This is a genomic window from Noviherbaspirillum denitrificans, assembly GCF_002211445.1.
Taxonomy (GTDB): domain Bacteria; phylum Pseudomonadota; class Gammaproteobacteria; order Burkholderiales; family Burkholderiaceae_D; genus Noviherbaspirillum; species Noviherbaspirillum denitrificans.
Genome location: NZ_LSTO01000001.1, coordinates 2,272,007 through 2,289,996 on the forward strand (window position 1 = coordinate 2,272,007; position 17,990 = coordinate 2,289,996).

A 17,990-nucleotide genomic window follows, 5' to 3' on the forward strand; every position below is an offset into this window, starting at 1 on the left:
CGCCCCGCCCGGCTACGTGGGCTACGAAGAAGGCGGTTACCTGACCGAGGCGGTGCGGCGCAAGCCGTACAGCGTGATCCTGCTCGACGAGATCGAGAAGGCGCACCACGACGTGTTCAATGTGCTGCTGCAGGTGCTCGACGATGGCCGCATGACGGATGGCCAGGGGCGCACGGTGGACTTCAAGAACACGGTGATCGTGATGACCTCGAACCTGGGTTCGCACAAGATCCAGTCGATGGAAGGCAGCGATCCGGAGCTGGTGAAATTGTCAGTGATGGCCGAAGTCAAGACGCATTTCCGGCCGGAGTTCATCAACCGGATCGACGAAATCGTGGTGTTCCATGCGCTCGACGAGAAGAACATCGGCCAGATCGCCCGGATCCAGCTCAAGGTGCTCGAAGCGCGGTTGGCCAAGATGGAAATATCACTCAAGGTCACCGATGCCGCGCTGCAGAAGATCGCCGAGGCCGGTTTTGATCCAGTGTATGGCGCGCGACCGCTGAAAAGAGCCATCCAGCAGCAGATCGAAAACCCCTTGTCCAAGGCCATCCTGGAGGGCCGGTTCGGGCCGAAGGACACCATCCTGGCGGACGTCAGGAATGGCAGGCTGGTGTTCGACAAGGAGGAATGACGACAAGCGTCGGCAGGCGCTGAATCGTTCCACTCACTTCATCGCGGTTTTCCCGCGCAAGAGGCAGAAACATGGCATACCAGAGCGTCAATCCGTACGACGGACAGGTCATCAAGACCTTCAAGGACTTCACCGACGAGCAGGTTGAGGATGTATTACAGAATGCGGAGCGATGCTTCGGGGAGTGGAAACGCGCGTCTTTTGACCAGCGCGCGAAGGTGCTGCACACGGCAGCGGATTCCCTGCGCACCCGTTTCGATGAATTTGCACGGCCGGTGACGCTTGAAATGGGCAAGCTGATCAAGGAGAGCCGCGCCGAGGTACAGCTCAGTGCCGACATCCTCGACTTCTACGCCGAGAATGGCGAGCGTTTCCTCGAGCCGAAGCACATCCATTCGGACGCGGGAGAAGCGGTGGTCATGAACGCGCCGCTCGGCGTGCTGTTCGGCGTCCAACCCTGGAACTTCCCTTACTATCAGCTGGCGCGCTTCGTCGCGCCGAACCTGATGGCGGGCAATACCGTGATGGTGAAACATGCATCCAACGTTCCGCAATGCGCACAGGCTTTCGCCGACCTGTTCCATGATGCGGGAGTACCCGCGGGAGCCTATACCGACATGCGCGTCACCAGGGACCAGGTCGCGCGCATTATCGCCGATCCGCGGGTGCGCGGCGTGGCGCTGACCGGAGGCGAGGACGCCGGCACGGTGGTCGCCACGCAGGCCGGCCACGAGTTGAAGAAAACGACGATGGAACTGGGCGGCAGCGACCCGTTCATCGTGCTGGAAGACGCCGACCTGCCGCTGGCGGTGCGGTGGGCTGTGTGGGGCCGGATTCACAACGCCGGCCAAAGCTGCGTGGCGTCGAAGCGCTTCATCGTTGTCGAAGCGCTCGCCGACCAATTCCTGCAGCAGTTCAAGGCGGCATTGGACGGCCTCAAGATGGGCGATCCGATGGACCCGGCGACCACGCTCGCGCCGCTGTCTTCGAAAGAGGCGCTCGGGCGCCTGAAGGGCCAGGTCGACCGGGCGGTGGCGGCTGGTGCACGGGTCGAGATGGGCGGCCAGCCGGTCGATGGCGTGGCTGCGTTCATGCCGCCTACCATCCTTTCGCATGTCGAGCGGGCCAATCCCGCCTACAACGAGGAATTCTTCGGACCGGTGGCGCTGTACTTCCGTGTCGCCGACGAACGCGAGGCGATCGCGCTTGCCAACGACACCAGGTTCGGCCTCGGCGGCGCCGTCTTCACGAGGGATATCGAGCGCGGCAAGCGGGTAGCCGACAAGATCGATTCGGGCATGGTGACCATCAATCATCCTACCTGGACCGCGCCGGAGTTCCCGTTCGGCGGCGTGAAACGCTCTGGTTACGGACGCGAGCTTGGCGATGCCGGCATCCTGGAGTTCGTCGACAAGAAACTGGTTGTGGTGACGCAATTCGATACGCCGCCATGAGTACTTGCCTTATCCCTTCCCGCCGGATCAGGCCGGCTGGAATCGACAGGCCGATGAAGACGTAAAAGTGCGCGTACAGGACCGAATGGCCGGTCGCGGGCTTCTGATTTGAAGCAGGCGGAAGAGACTTGAACGACCGGTCGACTGCGCCGTTTTTGCAGGTCATCGCGACATATTGTGACCACTCTTTTTGCTCTTTTGTGTCCGCATTGCTTTGGGCCGCGGTGGCACGTTCGAGGATCCTCTCTTTGCGTTGCGTGGAATGAAAACAGCGAAAGGGGGGCAACCAAGTCATCGTTAACAAATCTATATTGGTTCACGCCATTCCTCCTACCTGAGGAAGGCTTCTCATCGCTGTCCGAAACCGACCATGCGCCACCCTGCGCTTTCCACCGAAAAGATCAGGGATATCCTGCGCCTGAAAATGGCCATGCGGCTTTCGCACGAGCAAATCGCGCAGTCCCTGGGCCTTTCGAAAGGGGTGGTTGGGAAATACGTCGGATTGGCGAAGAACATCGGTCTCGATTGGCCGGCAGTGCGACTGATGAGCGAATCCGAACTCAAGCAGCGCCTGCATGTGCGCCGCCGCCAGCCGTTTCCCTATGTGCTCCCTGACTACGGCCGTCTCCATCTTCGTTTATGCAGCAGCAGCAACACACTCCTGAGTGAATGGAAGCGGTACAAGTCCGATCTTGCCGAACAGAAAACCTACCGCTATACCCAGTTCTGCGAGCACTATCATTCCTTCGTCTCGCGGCTCGGCCGCTCCTTGCGGCAGGTGTTTTGCGGCGGTGAAAAAATGTTCGTCAACTTCGCCATATCGGCCATTCCCTTGATCGAAGGCGACTGTGCATATATTTTCATAGCGACAATGGGCGCTTCCAGACTTGCCTTCGCCTGCGTCGCCTCCGCAGACACGGCGCATGAGTGGGTCCGTTGCGCAGTCCGTGCCTTGCATTTCTATGGCGGCGTCCCGCGGCTCATTATTCCCGATGGCTCGAATGGAGCCATACCCATCGATGACGCGCGCGACGATGAGATGGTGCTCGGCTTCGCCCGCCATTACGGCACCTCGGTTTTGCCGTCGATGCCCCGAGATGCCAGACAGAAGACGCAGGCCGTATTGCCGGTCAAATTCGTCGAACGCTGGATCTTGCGGGACTTGCGTCACCAGCAGTTCGCCACGGCAGCGCAAATCGAGGCCGCGCTGCAACCCTGCCTCGAGCGCTTGAACCATCACCCGTTCCGAAATTTGCCTGGCAACCGGGCCAGCGCATTTGCCGAGTTGGACCAGCCCGCCTTGTCTGTGTTGCCGGCGCAGCCCTATGAATTCATGGTTCCAGCGTCCGGATCGGCAACGGCAGAGGTTTTGCATCCCGCAGCCAAAGGCGAGCGGAAGGCCAAGGTGCTGGTGGCAGAATCCGATGTTGTCATGCGGACCTACCTCGAACAGTTGTTCGGCAAAAAATACCAGGTCATCTCAGCGCCCAGCGGACGCCTGGCGTTACAGACAGCCCTGGAACACCGGCCGGAGCTGGTGCTAAGCGGACTGGCCAGGCCGGAGCCGGACGGGTTCGATCTGCTTGGCGCCCTGCGCGCCCAATCCACTACCTCGCCCATAGCGTTCATCCTGCTGTTCTTCAGGCCAAACGACAACGCCGATGAGGAAGGCATGTGTGCCGGAGCCGACGACTGGCTTGCCAAGCCCTTCAACGGACGCGAGCTGCTAAGCAAGGCAAAAGGGATGCTCGCCCTGACGAGATCCCGGCGCGAAACGCAACGCAGCGATGAACAACTGCATGCGGTGCCCTTGACTATCCTCGAAGGCTTGAGCGAGGGAGTCGTGGTGGTCGATTCCGAATGGCGGATCACCTATCTCAACACCTCGGCCGAAAAGCTGGTCCGCCTGCCGCGGGCCTATCTGATCAACAGAAACTATTGGGAAGCCTTTCCCGCGCTGCGGGGAACCCTGGCCGAGCTGGAATACCGCCGCGCCATGTCGGGCCGCATGGCGGTACGCTTCGAGCACTACGATGAGCATTACCAGGCATGGACCGAGTTGACAGCATCGCCGATGGAGGATGGCGGAATTCTGCTGTGCGCCAATGACATTACCGAGCGCAGGCGCGCCGTGGAAACATTGCGCGAGAGCGAAACCCGGTTCCGCGCACTTGCCGAGGCCTCGCCTGGCCTGATATGGCAGGTGGATGTCGAGGGGAACGCGGTTTATCTGAACCCGGGTTTCCGAGAATTGCTAGGCGTGCCGCCGAAGGATCTCATGGGCGCCGCATGGCATAAGATGGTTCACCCGCAGGATCTGCCATCCTATGCGGCCGCTCTCGACAAGGCGATCCGCCAGCACGAACGCTTGCGGCATCGGGTGCGAGTAAAAAGAAAGGACGGGGAACGGCGTTGGCTGGAAACCAATGCGCTACCCTGGTTCACCGCTGAGGGGCAATATGCCGGGCATGTCGGCATCTCCATCGATATCAGCGAAGCGCTGGAGACTGCACGGTAAGGGCGTTGGCTCAGGTGCGAATTTTCGATGTGAGTGCACAACTGAAGGGGAATGCGGTTTTGCTCATGCAGCCCATACCGCATTTCAGACCACGGACGCAGATTGGCGACGGTTGCACCATACGGTTGAATGATTGTTATGCAGATTCGGTCGTCTTCCGAATCTACCAATCTCGCACATGATTCGACAATCCGACCTGGCAGAGAGGGCATGATCGACGATAGAGGTGGGCTCCGCGGCCCTCATTTATGTATGCTTGCGCACAGACGGAACAAGCATATGGGGAGATGCTATAGAGGCGTGAAACCGAGACCGGATCGCGCGCGGTGTCACAACGACACCAATCGAAAGGAAGTTTGCCATGGTCACTCTACTCAAACCAGATACTAGGTCCGCGACGACGGGCAAGGCATGGAAGTTCATGAACATTCGCGAAAAAATGTTCTTCGCGACGAAAGTCGGAATTATGACTGCGAGCTTCGGATGGATTTACGGAAACGCGATTGCGCCCGATGTAGTAAAGCGCGAAACGGATCAGAACGCAGTGTAGTTGTTCAAAGGGCTCAGTTTTAAGCTTTCTTGAGCCTAGTTCAGCACAATCCCGGCAGTTCACGAAGAGCGGCATCCGCTGGAAGCAGGCAAGAATCGCAGTTGGCATGTCGTGCGAGTTAGGCAATCAACGCGATGACCGCCGCGCCGCTCTTGCTCCGTAATTAGAGCAAGAGCATTCGGCGCGATGATAAAGCCAGTTAGCTTTTCCTATGTTCGCAGACACACAGATGCAGACCTGCTACCGGAACATGCTGCGTTAATGGCGCTGCTCACCCTACTCGGGGCGGCCCAGTTGCCAGTGAACTTTGTTGCGCCAGCAGTCTCACTGAAGTCCACAGTGGAAAGAGATGTATGTACCACTATCAAACGGCCTTTTGGCCCCAAAGCAACCCGTATTTCGCAGCCTTTAAAAGATCGTCCAAACCGCCGGGCGACTCTCCTGTCGTTGTTGATTCGGGCGCAAGGCCCGCAATCGTCACGCGAACGGATAGGCAGATTAAGCAGGACGTGAGGGAAGAGTTGGAAATGGAGCCTTCGGTTCGCGCCGAAGCGATTGACGTTCAGGTCATTGATGGCGTGGTCACGTTATCCGGTATCGTTGATGGAGAGGGTGAACGGTGGTTGATCGAAGCCGCAGCAAAACGCATTGCCGGGGTGCGAGAGATATTGACACGAATGACGGTTTACTCTCCCAACATCACTCCTGCCGACAACGATATTGCGCATGACTGCGAACGCGTGCTGAGTCATTTGACGCCGAAAGCCGATTACAGCATCGAGGTGCAGGTATCAAAAGGCTGGGTGACGTTGTCAGGGGAGGTTGCCGAAGGCTACGGGCGCCGCATTGCAGAAACAGAGGTTAGCAGCCTGCTGAGCGTGCTCGGAGTGAACAGCCAGATTAGAGTACGGTCATCCATGGCAGCGGGCCATGCTGCGGCGAACGGCGCCTCATCGACAAGGAAGCCATACGAATTGAAAGCGGGCAGCTACGAGTTCTCTCCCGAGAACGATCGCGTTACCTGGGCCAGCACGGTGCTCTCATGGAATCAACATCGGGCCATGCTTTCTGCAGCCTGGTCATCATCTGGCGTGAGACGTGCGATTTACGGCATTCGGTTCACCTGATTATCCGAAACGCCGGGGAGGGGATTTTCTTCACAATGGAAGCTTTTCATGTCGCCGTAAGATCGGGCAATAACCGGCCAAACTCTTTTTTTACGACTTGATAGCATTCACAGGCTCGCGCTTCCAGTCCGGCCCGGTCAATCACCGTGATGTGGCCGCGGCGATAGTGAATCAAGCCTGCGCTTTGCAGTTTTCCTGCCGCCTCTGTCACACCCTCGCGGCGTACGCCGAGCATGTTGGCAATCAGCTCCTGCGTCATGAACAGCTCGTTCGTCGAAAGTCGGTCAAGGCTCATCAGCAGCCAGCGGCAGAGCTGTTGATCGACACTATGATGTCGATTGCACACGGCGGTCTGTGCCATCTGCGTAATCAGGGCCTGCGTATAGCGAAGCAACAAGTGCAGCATCGGACCGGCTCGGTTGAATTCGTCCCTGAGCAACGCGGCCTGCAACCGGAAACCGTGTCCGGCACTTTGCACGACAGCGCGGCTTGGCGTTGTTCCTCCTCCCATGAACAGCGCAATGCCCAGTATCCCTTCGTTGCCGACCACGGCGATTTCCGCGGAAGCGCCATCCTCCATAACGTAAAGCAAGGACACGATACTGCTTGTCGGAAAGTAGACGTGCTGCATGCGGCCGCCCGATTCGTAAAGGACTTCTCCAAGGGGCATCGAGACGAGTTCCAGATGCGGCTCCAGCCGGGCGAACTCCTCCGGAGGCAATGCCGCCAGAAGATGGTTCTGTTGTGGCGGATGCAAAACAGGCATCGTACGTTCCGTAGCGTCACGCCCTGATGCAGGACGAGATCGTTCTGTGCGGCTTGACACAGACAAGACCGCTGGTTTGATCAATGATCTGTGTATGGGTCATCATCGAGGTATCCCGCCGACATCTGTCGATCATGCGGGAAGCTCAATGATTTTACGAAGGAATGTCATCATGAACAAATACTATTTAGCGCCTTCCCGCGAGGAAGCAAGCTTGCAGCAACGCAAGGAAAGCATGCGCGAGCAGGAGCGTCGTGACACCGCTCTCGACGAAGCATTGGGCTTCACCTTTCCTGCCAGTGATCCAGTCGCGCTCGACTGTTCGGCTACCGCATCTCTCGCCTCGAAGCTGGAGCAATTTCGAGTAACCATTGACTTCTTTAAGCACGCCCGGGCGGAGAGGCGGATGTGAATTGGCATTCGATCTCGGGACAAGGCCAACCCTCGTTTATTGAAGTTCAGTCAGCGAAGGAGGGGAGCAACGCTGAGCGGCGGTTCGCTTTAATCAACGTGCACATAGATTCAAGCAAAAATTGATAGAAGTTTGTGGTGGCTGGACTTCAAGACCGGTAAATGCGCTTGCCTTCCTCCCTAACTTCTGACGGGAACATCCAAATTCATTAAGCCAAAGCAAGACGCTATGCCGCTCGCTATATCTGCGAAAAGCTTGGCGTGGACAGCGAGCGCTAGGCGCGCTCAACCGTGGCAGTCGACAAGACGATCTCTCCTGTCTGCCGTCCCGCACCTTGTTCGGCGTCTGCTTGAGACGCTCGATCTTGCGCCTCGACCGCTCGCTATTGGCCGACTGCTGTCATGTCTTTTGCGCGTCTGTTGATTGCCTGAATGCTGCCCCTTCGGCGAGCGACCCTTAACCAGCGACAACCGCCGAATAACGGACCCCCAACAAAGCACAGGAACCAAACACCACGCTGCGCGATCTTCCTGCTGTTTAACCATCGGCTTCTTTCCCATCATGGCACGTTACAAGGCAAACACGCAGCGCCTCGGCAAGCAATGGACGGAACTGTTCATTGCCGCGCCTCAAGTCGTCATGCACCGTACTTCTCGCATGGCAATGACGCGCCTGTCGGCGCGCGACCAGGCTGAGTTTTCCCGTATGTGCAGCGAGAAGGTGGCCGCGTTCTATCAGTCCTGGGCAAGCATGTGGACAACAGCAGTTGCGGTTCAGTACGAGCTGGCGACTGCCTGTTCGTCCGCAGCCGTGGCATTCGCCTCAAATGGTACGTCAACCACAGGGGCCGCTGTCGCGACAATGGCCAATGCCGCCACCAAAGTCGCCTCTGCCGGTCTCGCGCCCGTCCACAAGAAGGCTGTCGCGAATGCCAGGCGGCTTTCGCGGAGCAAGAGGTGACGGGCGGCAGATGAAGCAGCGATGCTCCCAGCCCGTCCATGAACATTCGGCGATGGCGCTCACTCAGTGAACAAGAAGCTGCGCCGGTAGCGCTGACAACCCAGAAGATGCTTCACGTCGATCCGTATCTGCATTGGCAAAGCGGATGACGTTGCTTATCCTCTTCAGACACGGTCGCCAGCCACAGGGGTTTCCTTTATCCGCAACCGCGCCAACAGCACACAGCAAGGCCATCGGCTATCCTTGGCCGCCTGAGCGCCTCGCCGCTATTTGTACAAATATCAAGTTTCAGGAGTTGTTATGACAGTTCAGCATGTCCACGAGGACCTTTCGCGATGGACGCACGACCATGTCTTCGATCACGGCAACCATGCCGCCGAGCGCAAGACACGCATCGTCATGGGCATCACCGCCCTCATGATGGTGGTCGAGATCGTGGCCGGCTGGTGGTTCAATTCGATGGCGCTGCTTGCCGACGGCTGGCACATGAGCTCGCATGCGCTCGCCATCGGCCTGTCGGCATTCGCCTATGCGGCCGCACGCAAGTATGCGCGCGACCCGCGTTTTGCATTTGGCACCTGGAAGATTGAAATCCTCGCCGGCTACAGCAGCGCGATCCTGTTGATGGGCATCACCGCGATGATGGTGGCCGGTTCGGTCGAGCGCCTGTTCTCTCCGCAAACCATCCACTACCAGGAGGCGATCACGGTGGCCGTCATCGGCCTGGTCGTGAATGTCGTGTGCGCGCTGATCCTCGGGCATGACCATGACCACGGGCACGACCATCACCATGACCACCATCACGACCACGGGCACCATCACGACCTGAACCTGCGCTCGGCCTACGTCCACGTCATCGCCGACGCCGCCACTTCCGTGCTGGCCATCGTCGCGCTGATCGGCGGCATGCTGTACGGCTGGCAGTGGCTGGATCCGGTGATGGGCATCGTCGGCGCGGTGCTCGTCGGCGTGTGGGCAAAAAACCTTCTCCGTGATTCCGCCAAGGTGCTGCTGGATCGCGAGATGGATCATCCGGTGGTGGAAGAAATCCGGGAAGCGGTCGAAACCGGCGACGGCAAGACGCGCATGACCGACCTGCATGTATGGCGCGTCGGCAAGGAGACGTACTCCTGCGCGCTGTCGGTGGTGACGGCGGATGCGTCGCTCACGTCCGATGACTTGCGCAGCCGGATCGGTATTCATGAAGAAGTTGCGCACATGACCATCGAGATTGTTCGCAGACCTTGATCCAGGGCTGTGTGCCAAAACCACAAAAAAATGCTTTGGATCAAGAAATACGTATAAGCGGTTATGATCTCGATTCAGCGAATCGATTTCCATGGCCTCACCTGCAACTCCCTCTTGCTATTGGATCACCGGCCTGCCCGCCGCCGGAAAAACAACCCTCGGTCGAGCGCTTGTCTCTGAATTAACAAAAAGGCAATTGCAGAGTTTCCTTCTTGACGGCGATGAACTGCGCCGCGGTTTAAGCGCCGACCTTGGCTTGTCCGACAAGGATCGTGCAGAAAACATCCGTCGCGCAGGCGAGGTCGCGCGGCTCATGGCGAGCGCCAGGATTCGCGTGGTGTGCGCATTTGTTTCTCCTTTCGCCGCCGACCGGCAGCGTGTACGTGCGCTGTTCCCGCACGGCGCATTCGCCGAAATCTACCTCTCGACACCGCTTGATGTGTGCGCCGGCCGCGATCCCAAGGGCTTGTATGCGAAGGCGCGGCGCGGCGAAATTTCTGCCTTGACCGGCTTCGATGCGCCGTACGAAGTGCCGGCCGCTCCCGAATTCGAATTCGATACCTCGCGCACCAGCGTGGACGACATGCTCGTCCGGATCCTTGGCCGCGAAGCCTAACGACTACAGCTTTCCCACGACCCACTCATGAGCGATACCACGAACAGGTTGAACGACTGGAACGCCGCTGATCTTGCCAGGAGCGGATTCTCCGCCGACGGCAAGCGGCTTCCTCCCTCCGAACAACCGCCGCAGAAACCGCAACTCGTGCCGTCCCCCGGCCTCGCGGAATGGCTGTGGACGACGGGCGGAAGCTTGCTGTTTTCCACCTACCAGAGCGGCCGCCTGTTCATGCTGGGGAATAACCCGGATCGCTCATTGCACGCAATCGAACGCGTGGTCGGTACCTCCATGGGTCTTGCCATCGATCGCGACAAGCTGTGGGTCGGCACGCGCGAGCAGATCTGGCGCTTTTCGAATACCGGAGCGGACGACATCGGCGGCCAGGCCTACGACGCCATCTACATGCCGCGCCATGGGTACTTCGTCGGCAACAGCAATACGCACGATGTGATCGCCGACGTATCGTTCCGCGGCGAGCGCTTCCCCTTCCTGTACGCGAACACGCAATTCAGCTGTGTCGCGACGGTCGACGAGCACTACACCTTCCGGCCGGTATGGGTGCCCGATTTCATCTCGTCGCTTGCGCCCGAAGACCGCTGCCACCTCAACGGCATCTGCGCGCGCGACGGCGAGCTGCGCTATGCCACCGTCTGCGGCCGGTCGGACACGCGGCTGGGCTGGAAAGCGAGCAAATCGCACGGCGGCTTTGTAGTCGATATCGCGACCGGCGAAACCGTGTGTTCCGGGCTGTCGATGCCGCACTCGCCGCGCTGGCACGACGGCAAGCTCTGGCTGATTAATTCTGGAGAGGCGGAGTTGGGCTACGTCGATTTCGACACGGGCCGATTCAAGCCGGTCGCTCTGTGCCACGGCTTTGCACGCGGACTGGCATTTGTCGACGGTTATGCAGTCGTTGCCCTGTCGCGCCTGCGTCCGGAAAAAAACGGCCTGGTCGGCGATATCAACCTCGAGCAGCGGCTGGAAGAACGCGGCTTTTACCAGCGCTGCGGATTGCTCGTGATCGACCTCGCAACAGGGAAGCTCGCCCACTGGCTGAGCATTGAAGGCCCTGTCACGGAGTTGTATGACGTCGTTTTCAACCCGGGCATCCGCCGGCCCTACTCGCCCGGGTTCAGGGAGCCGGAGCAGCACACCTGGCGCATCCATTTGCCGCCTGGCCCCTGGAAAGACGCGGCCAAACCGCCGGCAGATTTCCAGGGCTGGCGGCCGAGGGATGACAAGTCCTGATTCACATCGCGGCAACAATAGAAATTAGAAAAGCTAGAGGCAGCATGACAACGCTCACAAGTACCGTTTCCGAAGTTATCGTCATCGATGCAGGCGTCACCGACTGGAAAACACTGACGGCAGGAATCAGTCCCGATATTCCCGTCATCCTGCTCCCTGCCGGCGGCGATGGCGTTGCGGCGCTGGCCGACGCCTTGCACGGCTTCGAGAACCTGGCGGCGGTTCACCTCGTCAGCCATGGCGGTACCGGCTACCTGCAATTGGGCGACCACCGGCTGTCATCCGCCACGCTCGATGCGCATTCAGCGGCGCTTGCCGACATCGCGGGCCATCTCGCGCCCGGCGCGGACCTGCTGCTGTACGGCTGCTCGGTGGCCGCCGGAGCGACGGGAGCGGCATTCGTGGAATCCCTGTCGGCCGCACTCGGCCAGGTCGATATCGCCGCATCGGACGACCGCACGGGGCCGCTGTCCCTCGGCGGCGACTGGGACCTTGAATTCCAATCGGGCGAGGTGGAGTCCGTCCTCCCGTTTACCGTCCAGGGCATGCAAGGGGTGGATCATTGCCTTGGCTGCATTTACCACGGTTACTATACGACCGACCCGTTCTTGTGTGGCGGTGGAGGCGGCGGCGGTGACACGACGCCACCGACCATTACCGGCGTCAGTGCGACGACCGCGAACGGGACGTACAAGATCGGCGACGTGATTGCCATTACGGTCACGTTCTCCGAATCGGTCAACGTCACCGGCACACCGACGATCGCGCTCAACTCCGGCGGAACGGCCAACTATGCGTCGGGGACCGGCAGCAACACGCTCACCTTCAACTACACGGTGGCAGCCAGCAATGCGGCGGCCGACCTCAATTACAACGCGACGAATTCCCTGACGCTGAACGGGGGAACCATCAAGGATGCCGCCAACAACAGCGCCACGCTGACGTTGCCGGCAACAGGCGCGGGCAGTTCCCTCGGCAGCCAAAAGAATATCGTGGTCGACGGCGTGGTACCGACCGTCTCGTCGGTTTCCGTTCCGGCAAACGGCACCTACATCGCTGGCCAGAATCTCGACTTCACGGTCCAGTTCAGTGAAGCGGTCACGGTCAATACCGGTGGCGGCACGCCCTACATTACGCTGACGCTGGATACCGGCGGCACCGTGAACGCAGCGTATGTGTCCGGGAGCGGCACCACCAACCTTGTGTTCCGTTACACCATCGCCTCGGGCAATCTCGATGGGAATGGCGTCGCGCTCGGCGCGTTGTCGTCGAACGGCGGCACGATCAAGGATGCCGCCGGAAACGCCGCGGCCCTGACACTGGACGCCGTCGGATCAACATCCCTTGTGCTCGTGGATGGCGCCGCGCCCAGCGTCAGCTCGATCAATCGCGTACAAGCGTCGCCAACCGGGGCAACAAGCGTCGACTATACCGTCACCTTCAGTGAATCCGTTTCCGGCGTCGATGCCAGCGACTTCACGCTCACAAGCACCGGAACCGCCGATGGGACGGTGGTGTCCGTCACGCAGACATCGGCCAGCGTCTACGTCGTGACCGTCAACGGGATTACCGGCGACGGCACCATGCGGCTGGACTTCAAGAATTCAGGTACCGGTGTCACCGATACGGCCGGCAATGCCGTGAGCAGCGGGTATTCCTCCGGTCAAGCATATACGATCGACGGAACCGGCCCTGCTGTCACGTCCGTGTCGGTCCCGGCGAATGCCAGCTACGTCGCCGGACAGAATCTGGATTTCACGGTCAACTTCGACGAGAACGTTACGGTCGACACGACTGGCGGCACGCCGCGCATTGCGCTCGCGCTCGATACCGGCGGCACCGTCTACGCCAGCTATCTGTCGGGCAGCGGCACGTCGGCGCTGACCTTCCGCTACACCGTCGCAAGCGGCGACGCGGACACCAATGGTATTTCGGTCGGCGCGCTGGACGCCAACGGCGGGACCTTGCGCGATGCAGCCGGCAACAACGCAACGCTCACATTGAATCCGGTCGGCAGCACAGCATCGGTGCTCGTCGACGGCATCCAGCCGACCGTGCAGCAGGTCAACGTACCGGCGGACGCCACCTATATCGCGGGACAAAACCTTGATTTCACCGTGAGCTTCTCCGAGGCGGTCACGGTGAATACCGGCGGCGGCACGCCTTACCTGTCCCTCGGCCTCGACACCGGTGGAACGGTCCAGGCGAGCTATGTATCGGGTTCGGGAACGACCGACCTGGTTTTCCGTTACACCGTGGCCACCGGGAATGCGGATACGAACGGCGTGACGGTCAATTCACTGTCGCTCAACGGCGGCACGATCAAGGATGCCGCAGGCAACAGTGCAGCTGTGACCATGAACGCGGTCGGATCGACTGCCTCGGTCCTCGTCGATGGCGCCGGGCCTTCCGTCAGTTCGATCAATCGCGTGTCCGCTTCGACGACGAACGGCACCAGCGTCGACTTTACCGTCACGTTCAGCGAAAACGTGAGCGGAGTCGACGCATCGGATTTCACGCTGACCGCAACCGGAACCGCGAGCGGCAGTGTTGCATCGGTTACCGCGGTCAACGGCAGCACATACACGGTCAAGGTCGATACGCTAACCGGCGACGGCACCGTGCGGCTCGACTTCAATAATGCCGGCACCGGTGTCACCGATATCGCCGGCAATGCGGTCAGCGGCGGCTATACGTCGGGGCAGACATACACGCTGGACCACATCGACCCGGCCGTGACATCGGTAATGGTGCCGGCGAATGGCACCTACACTTCGGGCCAGAATCTCGATTTCACCGTCAACTTCGACGAGAACGTCACGGTCGACACAACCGGCGGCACGCCGCGCGTTGCGCTCGCCCTCGATACCGGCGGCACCGTCTACGCCAGCTATCTGTCCGGCAGCGGCACATCGGCGCTGACCTTCCGCTATACCGTGGCCGCCGGCAATGCGGATTCGAACGGGATCACGGTCGGATCGCTGTCGCTGGACGGCGGTACCATCAAGGATGCCGCAGGCAACAACGCGGCGACTACCCTGAATTCGGTTGGCTCGACCGCACTGGTGCTGGTCGACAGCGTCGCCCCCGTGCCGCAGGGGAATCTGACGGTTCCCGCCGACGGCCTTTACCTGACCGGCCAGCACCTCGACTTCACGATCACCTTCGACGACAGCGTGACGGTCACCGGTACCGACAGCACGCTCGGACTGACGATCGGCAGCAACGCGCGTGCTGCCGCCTATCAGTCGAAGACCGCCGACTCGGTGACCTACCGCTACACCGTGCAAGCGGGCGACAACGATGCGGACGGCATTGCGATCGGCGCGGTCACGCTGAACACCACCACGATCCGCGATGTGGCCGGCAACGATGCCGCGCTCAGCCTCACCGGCCATTTGCCGTCGACCGCCGCCGTGCTGGTCGACACGGCGGCGCCCGCCGTGAGCGGCAATATCGCCGTGCCGGCGGATGGCGCCTACCGTTCGGGACAGGTCCTCGCGTTCACCGTCAGCTTCGATGAAAACGTGACCGTCACCGGCACCGACAGCACGTTGGCGATTACCGTCGGCAGCACGGTCCGCCAGGCCGCGTATGCGTCCAAGACGGCGAACTCGGTCACTTACCAGTACACGGTGGTTGATGGAGAAACCGACGCGGACGGCATCGCGGTCGGTGCCGTCACGCTCAACACCTCGACCATCAGGGATGCTGCAAATAACGACGCCGACCTCACCCTGACCGGCCACCTGCTATCCACCGCAAGCGTGCTTGTCGATACGACGGCGCCGACAGTTGCGTCCGTCAGCTCGGACATCGCAAACGGTACCTACAAGGCAGGGGACGTCGTTGCAATCAAGGTGACGTTCAATGAAGCAGTGTCGGCCACCGGCACGCCGCAACTGACCCTGGAAACCGGAACAACGGACCGGGTCGCGAACTACGGCAGCGGCTCGGGTACTGGCACGCTTGTCTTCAATTACACCGTGCAGGCCGGCGATACGAGCGCTGATCTCGACTACCTGTCTACCGCGGCGCTGTCGCTCAACGGTGGAACGATCGGCGACCTGGCGGGCAATGCCGCGACGCTCACGCTGCCGTCTCCCGGCGCAGCCAACTCACTGGGCGCAAACAAGAGCATCGCCATCGATACCACCGCGCCAGCGGCGCCGACGGCGTTGGCGCTGTCCGCCTCCAGCGACACCGGCGTCCTGGATGGACGCTATACGAGCACGCTCGCGCCTACCATCACCGGATTGGCGGAGTCCGGCGCGCAGGTCAAGCTGTACGACACGGATGGCACGACCCTGCTCGGCACGGCGACTGCCGCCGGCGACGGCAGCTGGTCCATCACTTCCGGAACGAATCTCTCTGCCGGCACGCATACATTGACGGCAAAGGCGAGCGATGCCGTCGGCAATGCCTCATCCGCATCGACCGCGCTCACAGTCACCATCGACACCGTGGCGCCGCAAATCGTGTCCGCCGCGGTCAACAGCGGCACGCTGACTGTGTCCTTCGACGAGAAGGTCTATGCGAGCGACGCAAACGGCATGACGGTCAAGGTGGACGGAATCACGCGCGCGATCACTTCCGTTTCCGGATCGGGAACGACGGCGCTTGTCCTCACCCTCGCATCCGGCGTGTCGAACGGCCAGACCGTCTTGTTCGATTACGATCCGGGCTCGGGCTCGAGCGAACTGAAAGATGCTGCCGCCAACGAGCTGGCAACGGTGACATCCCGGGCGGTGACCAACATTACCCCCGCGCCCGACGAACCGGCAACGCCGCCGACATCGACCAGTACCATCGATGGCGTGACAGTGGAGCAGAAGACGACGACCAACGCCGATGGATCGACCTCGCAAGTCGTTGTAATTCCCGTCGTCACCGAGGCGCGGCCGGAATTGGTCGGCAACAATACCGTGGCCGATATCCCGCTGGTGAAGAACACGGCCGGAGCAAGCCTGCTCAGTGTCCAGGTTCCGACGGGGATCGGACTCGAGGTTTCCGGAACCGCGGCCCCCAAAGCCGCGGGCAATTCACTCACGGACCTGATTCGCGAGATCCAGGCCCACACGACTTCCGGATCGTCCGACCAGAATACGCTGACAGGCGGCGGCTCCGGCTTCCTGCAGGATTTGCCGGACAGCACGCCATTGCTGGTCCAGACGATCGTGCCGGCTACCTCGTCCACAGGCGTTGCACCGACAGAGCCGCTGGTGATCGCCGGCATGCCGACCAGTGCCGATAAACCGATGACTGCACTCGTCATCGACGTGCGCGGCTTGCCGAACAGCACCGCGATCCAGCTCCAGAATGTCGAATTTGCGGCGATTATAGGCAGCGCCACGGTCACCGGCGGTGCCGGGTCTCAGACGGTCTACGGTGACGGCAGCGCCCAGACCATCTTCCTCGGCGCCGACGACGACATCCTTCACGGCGGAGCCGGGAACGATACGGTAGGCAGCGCCGGCGGCAATGACCAGGTCTTTGGCGATGAAGGCAACGACCTGGTGTTTGGCGGCGAAGGCAACGATGTCATTGATGGCGGTACAGGCATCGATACTGTCCGGCTGGTCGGCACAGGGCGTTCCGACTACACGCTGCGCGTGGAAAACGGCAAGCTTTCCGTCGTTCACCGCAATGGCGGCATCGACGGCAGCGATACCGTGTCGAATGTGGAGAAGCTGGTCTTCACAGGCGCGGATGCCGACATGAGCGCACGCGGAACCATTACCCGCCTGTACGACGCATTGTTCGACCGCGCACCTGACCGGGAAGGGCTGGATTACTGGGTCAGGATGAGCGAAAGCGGCATGTCGATGCATGACATCGCGAATCAGTTCCTTGCTTCGCTGGAAGCGAAGGCATTGTTCGGGATGATGTCGAATGCCGCTTTTGTGGACTCCGTTTACCGCACGGCGCTCGGACGTGCAGCCGATGATGCGGGGCGCGCACACTGGATCAGCGTGCTCGATGCGGGCAAGGACGATCGCGCAGATGTGCTGCTTGCGTTTGCCGACTCGCTGGAGAAGCGGACGTTGGAGAAGGAAAGCGGTGTTGCGCTCGACTTCAACCGTACGGATGTCGCCATGCTCGTCCGCATGTACGACACGCTATTCGACCGGAAGCCGGACCAGGCAGGGTTGAATTACTGGATCGCGCAAAGCGAAGACGGCATGGCGCTGCGCGACATCGCCACCTGCTTCATCCAGAGCGCGCAGGAGAAACTGATCCTCGGCAACGTGAACAACAGCCGGTTCATTGAATACCTGTACGAAACCGGCTTGGGAAGGCAGGGCAACACTGGAGAGGTCACTTCATGGGCAGCGCAGCTTGATGCAGGTACGATCACCCGCGGCGATGCCTTGTTATGGATTGCCAACTCGGCGGAGAAGATCGAACTGACGGGTGTGATGAGCACGTCGATCGACACCGTTTTGTAGAGGGC

Annotated in this window: 12 protein-coding genes; 11 read left to right on the forward strand and 1 reads right to left on the reverse strand. The window is 60.6% G+C overall.

Features of this window, described 5'->3' with window-relative positions; translation table 11 throughout:
* The 5 genes from AYR66_RS11135 to AYR66_RS11155 all read left to right on the forward strand — a co-directional run.
* A partial coding sequence (locus AYR66_RS11135) for an AAA family ATPase (RefSeq protein ID WP_170942299.1) occupies nucleotides 1-634 on the forward strand: 634 nt, incomplete at its 5' end.
* Nucleotides 635-705: 71 nt separating this feature from the next.
* The gene (locus tag AYR66_RS11140) at nucleotides 706-2,088 is read left to right on the forward strand and encodes an NAD-dependent succinate-semialdehyde dehydrogenase (protein WP_088707542.1); all 1,383 of its coding nucleotides are present in this window, start codon (nucleotides 706-708) and stop codon (nucleotides 2,086-2,088) included.
* A gap of 370 nt (nucleotides 2,089-2,458) precedes the next feature.
* A complete protein-coding gene (locus AYR66_RS11145) occupies nucleotides 2,459-4,606 on the forward strand; it encodes a PAS domain-containing protein (protein WP_088707543.1) in 2,148 nt (715 codons plus the stop codon).
* Between the two features lie 361 nt (nucleotides 4,607-4,967).
* Nucleotides 4,968-5,156, forward strand: coding sequence for a hypothetical protein (locus tag AYR66_RS11150; protein ID WP_088707544.1), 189 nt, complete (start codon nucleotides 4,968-4,970; stop codon nucleotides 5,154-5,156).
* 353 nt (nucleotides 5,157-5,509) lie between these two features.
* Nucleotides 5,510-6,283: a BON domain-containing protein gene (locus tag AYR66_RS11155; RefSeq protein WP_088707545.1), complete on the forward strand. Its 774-nt coding sequence runs from the start codon at nucleotides 5,510-5,512 to the stop codon at nucleotides 6,281-6,283.
* 46 nt (nucleotides 6,284-6,329) lie between these two features.
* Here AYR66_RS11155 and AYR66_RS11160 read toward each other — a convergent pair whose 3' ends face one another.
* On the reverse strand, nucleotides 6,330-7,049 hold the full coding sequence (locus AYR66_RS11160) for a Crp/Fnr family transcriptional regulator (protein WP_088707546.1): 720 nt from the start codon (nucleotides 7,047-7,049) through the stop codon (nucleotides 6,330-6,332).
* A gap of 172 nt (nucleotides 7,050-7,221) precedes the next feature.
* On the opposite strand from AYR66_RS11160, the gene AYR66_RS11165 reads away from it, so the two are divergent.
* From AYR66_RS11165 to AYR66_RS11190, 6 genes are all read left to right on the forward strand, one after another.
* Nucleotides 7,222-7,461 (forward strand): hypothetical protein, encoded by a 240-nt coding sequence (locus AYR66_RS11165; RefSeq protein ID WP_141104058.1) that lies wholly within the window; start codon nucleotides 7,222-7,224, stop codon nucleotides 7,459-7,461.
* A 561-nt stretch (nucleotides 7,462-8,022) separates the two neighbouring features.
* Entirely contained in the window at nucleotides 8,023-8,421 is a 399-nt protein-coding gene (locus tag AYR66_RS11170) for a polyhydroxyalkanoate granule-associated phasin (RefSeq protein ID WP_088707548.1), read from the forward strand.
* 300 nt (nucleotides 8,422-8,721) lie between these two features.
* Nucleotides 8,722-9,669, forward strand: a complete 948-nt coding sequence (gene dmeF / locus AYR66_RS11175; protein WP_088707549.1) for a CDF family Co(II)/Ni(II) efflux transporter DmeF — start codon at nucleotides 8,722-8,724, stop codon at nucleotides 9,667-9,669.
* Between the two features lie 91 nt (nucleotides 9,670-9,760).
* Entirely contained in the window at nucleotides 9,761-10,285 is a 525-nt protein-coding gene (cysC, locus tag AYR66_RS11180; protein ID WP_088707550.1) for an adenylyl-sulfate kinase, read from the forward strand.
* Between the two features lie 27 nt (nucleotides 10,286-10,312).
* Nucleotides 10,313-11,536, forward strand: a complete 1,224-nt coding sequence (locus tag AYR66_RS11185) for a TIGR03032 family protein (protein WP_088707551.1) — start codon at nucleotides 10,313-10,315, stop codon at nucleotides 11,534-11,536.
* A 44-nt stretch (nucleotides 11,537-11,580) separates the two neighbouring features.
* Nucleotides 11,581-17,985: a DUF4347 domain-containing protein gene (locus AYR66_RS11190; RefSeq protein ID WP_088707552.1), complete on the forward strand. Its 6,405-nt coding sequence runs from the start codon at nucleotides 11,581-11,583 to the stop codon at nucleotides 17,983-17,985.
* Nucleotides 17,986-17,990: the final 5 nt, after the last annotated feature.

What these genes read in the sequence shown, in the direction of transcription:
- AYR66_RS11140 (WP_088707542.1), top strand. Translation starts at nt 706, where the DNA reads ATGGCATACCAGAGCGTCAATCCGTACGACGGACAGGTCATCAAGACC.
- cysC (WP_088707550.1), top strand. Translation starts at nt 9,761, where the DNA reads ATGGCCTCACCTGCAACTCCCTCTTGCTATTGGATCACCGGCCTGCCC.
- AYR66_RS11160 (WP_088707546.1), bottom strand. Translation starts at nt 7,049, where the DNA reads ATGCCTGTTTTGCATCCGCCACAACAGAACCATCTTCTGGCGGCATTG.
- AYR66_RS11165 (WP_141104058.1), top strand. Translation starts at nt 7,222, where the DNA reads ATGAACAAATACTATTTAGCGCCTTCCCGCGAGGAAGCAAGCTTGCAG.
- AYR66_RS11185 (WP_088707551.1), top strand. Translation starts at nt 10,313, where the DNA reads ATGAGCGATACCACGAACAGGTTGAACGACTGGAACGCCGCTGATCTT.
- dmeF (WP_088707549.1), top strand. Translation starts at nt 8,722, where the DNA reads ATGACAGTTCAGCATGTCCACGAGGACCTTTCGCGATGGACGCACGAC.
- AYR66_RS11155 (WP_088707545.1), top strand. Translation starts at nt 5,510, where the DNA reads ATGTACCACTATCAAACGGCCTTTTGGCCCCAAAGCAACCCGTATTTC.
- AYR66_RS11150 (WP_088707544.1), top strand. Translation starts at nt 4,968, where the DNA reads ATGGTCACTCTACTCAAACCAGATACTAGGTCCGCGACGACGGGCAAG.
- AYR66_RS11145 (WP_088707543.1), top strand. Translation starts at nt 2,459, where the DNA reads ATGCGCCACCCTGCGCTTTCCACCGAAAAGATCAGGGATATCCTGCGC.
- AYR66_RS11190 (WP_088707552.1), top strand. Translation starts at nt 11,581, where the DNA reads ATGACAACGCTCACAAGTACCGTTTCCGAAGTTATCGTCATCGATGCA.
- AYR66_RS11170 (WP_088707548.1), top strand. Translation starts at nt 8,023, where the DNA reads ATGGCACGTTACAAGGCAAACACGCAGCGCCTCGGCAAGCAATGGACG.